Annotated in this window: 2 protein-coding genes and 1 pseudogene; 2 read left to right on the top strand and 1 reads right to left on the bottom strand. The window is 31.0% G+C overall.

What is annotated here, in order from left to right; translation table 11 throughout:
- Nucleotides 1-15 precede the first annotated feature (15 nt).
- A pseudogene (locus tag AFK68_RS44320) lies at nt 16-1,201 on the top strand (serine/threonine-protein kinase); the annotation flags it as partial.
- 348 nt (nt 1,202-1,549) lie between these two features.
- Nucleotides 1,550-2,659 carry a class I SAM-dependent methyltransferase gene (locus AFK68_RS05515; RefSeq protein WP_094671916.1) on the top strand — a complete coding sequence of 370 codons (1,110 nt, stop codon included), beginning with the start codon at nt 1,550-1,552 and terminating at the stop codon, nt 2,657-2,659.
- 201 nt (nt 2,660-2,860) lie between these two features.
- On the opposite strand, the gene AFK68_RS05510 is transcribed toward AFK68_RS05515, so the two are convergent.
- A partial coding sequence (locus AFK68_RS05510) for a class I SAM-dependent methyltransferase (protein WP_210407247.1) occupies nt 2,861-3,507 on the bottom strand: 647 nt, incomplete at its 5' end.

The raw sequence follows: 3,507 nt of genomic DNA, 5'->3' as shown, positions 1-3,507 counted from the left end.
ATATTGATATTTACCATGAACACAAACAAGAATAAACCTTGGAATGAAAACTGGGAAATTAGTAAACAAATTGGTAGTGGTGGTCAGGGTAAAACTTTTTTAGTAAAACCTAGAAAAGATGTGTTTCTATCCAATCAATATGTTCTGAAAAAACTTATTAGGCAAAATGACAATGAAAGACGTAGAAGGATGTACAGAGAAGTTGCTGCTTTAAAGAAACTAAATCATTCAGGGATACCAAAAATAGTTGATTCAAATTCCGAGCTTTTGGATTCAGATACTTCTCTTTATATGGTAACTGAATTTGTGCCTGGTACAACTTTGTTTAAAACAATAAAAGAAAAAACATTGAACATACAAGATGCTGTGAATTTTGTAATTAAACTATTAGATATAGTTGAGTATTGTCATCAACTTGGAATAGTACATAGAGATATTAAACCTGACAATATTATGGTTAAAAATAATGATCTAAACAATCCAGTGTTAATAGATTTTGGGATTTCATTCAATAAAGTTGATGATTCTGATACTAGCTTAACACTCACATGGCAACAACTAGGAAATAGATTTCTCTCACTTCCAGAACTTTTAGAAAAAAGTAGTTTGCAACGAGACTTTAGGTCAGATATAACGCAAATTTGTGGAATTTTGTTTTTTGTTATTACGGGAAAAAATCCTACTACATTTTTAGACTCTGACGGAAAAAAGCCACATCAGAGACCAGAAATAAAACAGACTTTATCGGTTTTATCTGAATCTATACTAACAAAGACAAATAGAATTTTTGATAGAGCTTTTGATGTAAAAATTGACTATCGCTGGCAGTCTATTCCTGCACTTAAAGAAGCTTTGATAGATATTCTAGAATCAGAAAATCAGAAAGATAATAAAATTGAAACTATTAGAGAAAGAATCAGAAATAAGCAATTAGCTGTGAACTCTCATTCTGAACATAGAGAGTTATTTCACACATTAATAAAACAAACTGTAGAACAAATTTCTTATATAGTGCAAGATGTAGTTAAAAAACTAGGTTCTGACTTTAAAATAAGACCGGGAACAGCAGCTTATACTAAAAGTTATTATCAGCTAATAAATTGGGAAAATTTCAAATTCTCTACACCACATCTTATGAGTGTAGAATATAATAAGCTTGTAACGAAACGTTTTACGCCTAGCTTTGAAGCTTATATAACAGNTTCTTATATAGTGCAAGATGTAGTTAAAAAACTAGGTTCTGACTTTAAAATAAGACCGGGAACAGCAGCTTATACTAAAAGTTATTATCAGCTAATAAATTGGGAAAATTTCAAATTCTCTACACCACATCTTATGAGTGTAGAATATAATAAGCTTGTAACGAAACGTTTTACGCCTAGCTTTGAAGCTTATATAACAGGAAACGAGTTTATATTTGTGTCAAAATTCAAAGAAAAAGAAATTGAGTTACTAAGAACTTCTTTCAATGATAAACCAGATTTTACTGGTTTTACAGAACGGATCAAAAAGTTTTATTATGAAGGTATAGAGAGTATAATTCCTTATTATGAATCAACCACAACTAACTATCAACAACAGTAACGAAAATTTGTGTGAAATAATCCATCAACGCATCTCTGAATCTCCAAAAAAACAGATTACTTTTGCCGAATATATGGATTTAGTTTTATACCATCCCCAACATGGTTATTATGCAACTCATCCTGTAAATATTGGCAAACAAGGAGACTTTTTAACTTCTCCTCATTGGAGTAACGATTTTGGAGAATTATTAGCAGAACAATTTCTGCAAATGTGGGATATTTTCCAAAGACCTAATAATTTTACTCTGGTAGAAATGGGTGCTGGTAAAGGAATTTTAGCCGAGCAAATTTTAGGTTATCTCCAACAAACACATTTAGATTTTTTCCAAACAATTGAATATCTGATTATTGAAAAATCGGAAGTTTTAAAAGCAGAACAAAAACAACGACTGAATTCATACCAAGTCAAATGGTTTGAGTGGGATGAAATTTCCCATAATTCCATTACAGGTTGTTTCTTTTCCAATGAGTTAGTAGATGCTTTTTCAGTGCATAAATTTATCATAGAAAATGAGGAAATTCGAGAAATTTATGTCACCTCTGACTCTGATGGAAAATTTGTAGAAATAACCGATAAAATTTCAACTCCTGAGATTGCTGAATATTTTAAATTAGTAGATATAGATTTACTTTCATTTCCCAATGTTGAAGGTTATCAAAGTGAAGTAAATTTACAAGCTTTAGATTGGATGAAAATTCTTAGTGATAAATTACTGAAAGGTTATGTATTAACAATTGATTATGGTTATCAAGCAGCACGTTATTATAATCCCGTTAGAAGAGAGGGAACTCTACAATGTTATTATCAACATCACCGAAATAACGACCCTTATTGGAATATTGGGCGACAAGATATTACTGCTCATGTTGATTTTACTGCTTTGGAAAAACAGGGAAATTTGTCAGGATTAGAAACTCTAGGTTTTACTCAACAGGGTTTATTTTTAAGAAGAGGATTGGTTCAGAGGAATTTTTTTCTTTTTTTATCCTTGAAAGGAGAAGTTTTAAACCTTAATTTTTCGGTAATATGGAAGGCAATGGAGAGCAATATCTATAGAAGCTTTAAAAAATAAATATTTGCATTTGCCAGCAAATACCTCTTGAGGATATNTCAGAGGAATTTTTTTCTTTTTTTATCCTTGAAAGGAGAAGTTTTAAACCTTAATTTTTCGGTAATATGGAAGGCAATGGAGAGCAATATCTATAGAAGCTTTAAAAAATAAATATTTGCATTTGCCAGCAAATACCTCTTGAGGATATTTAACTTCTTAAATTTATCTCATTGGAGGCATACTTAAACCTTTCAAAGTTTGCTTTTTTTCCTGTTCAGTTAAACCTTTGCTCTGCACTAATACTCCAAAATTTCCTAACCCTATTGGATCTATTAATGAATGTAATACCTCCCTACGTCGGAAAACTTCCTCAATAGAAAACCCCTGATTATTTGATAGTTCATTTAATCTATCTCCCAAACCTAACGCCATTAAAAATAAACCCTGTTGAGTAAAACCTAGAGTTTCTAATCCTGACAAATTTCCCTGTTTTTCCAAAGCAGTAAAATCAACATGAGCAGTAATATCTTGTCGCCCAATATTCCAATAAGGGTCGTTATTTCGGTGATGTTGATAATAACATTGTAGAGTTCCCTCTCTTCTAACGGGATTATAATAACGTGCTGCTTGATAACCATAATCAATTGTTAATACATAACCTTTCAGTAATTTATCACTAAGAATTTTCATCCAATCTAAAGCTTGTAAATTTACTTCACTTTGATAACCTTCAACATTGGGAAATGAAAGTAAATCTATATCTACTAATTTAAAATATTCAGCAATCTCAGGAGTTGAAATTTTATCGGTTATTTCTACAAATTTTCCATCAGAGTCAGAGGTGACATAAATTTCTCGAATTTCCTCAT

It is taken from the genome of Hydrocoleum sp. CS-953 (genome assembly GCF_002260545.1).
Classification (GTDB): domain Bacteria; phylum Cyanobacteriota; class Cyanobacteriia; order Cyanobacteriales; family Microcoleaceae; genus Trichodesmium.
Note: the sequence above shows the minus strand (reverse complement) of the source record. Positions and strands in the feature narration are given on the sequence as shown.

Coding starts and splice junctions, on each gene's coding strand:
- AFK68_RS05515 (WP_094671916.1), top strand. CDS start 1,550: ATGAATCAACCACAACTAACTATCAACAACAGTAACGAAAATTTGTGT.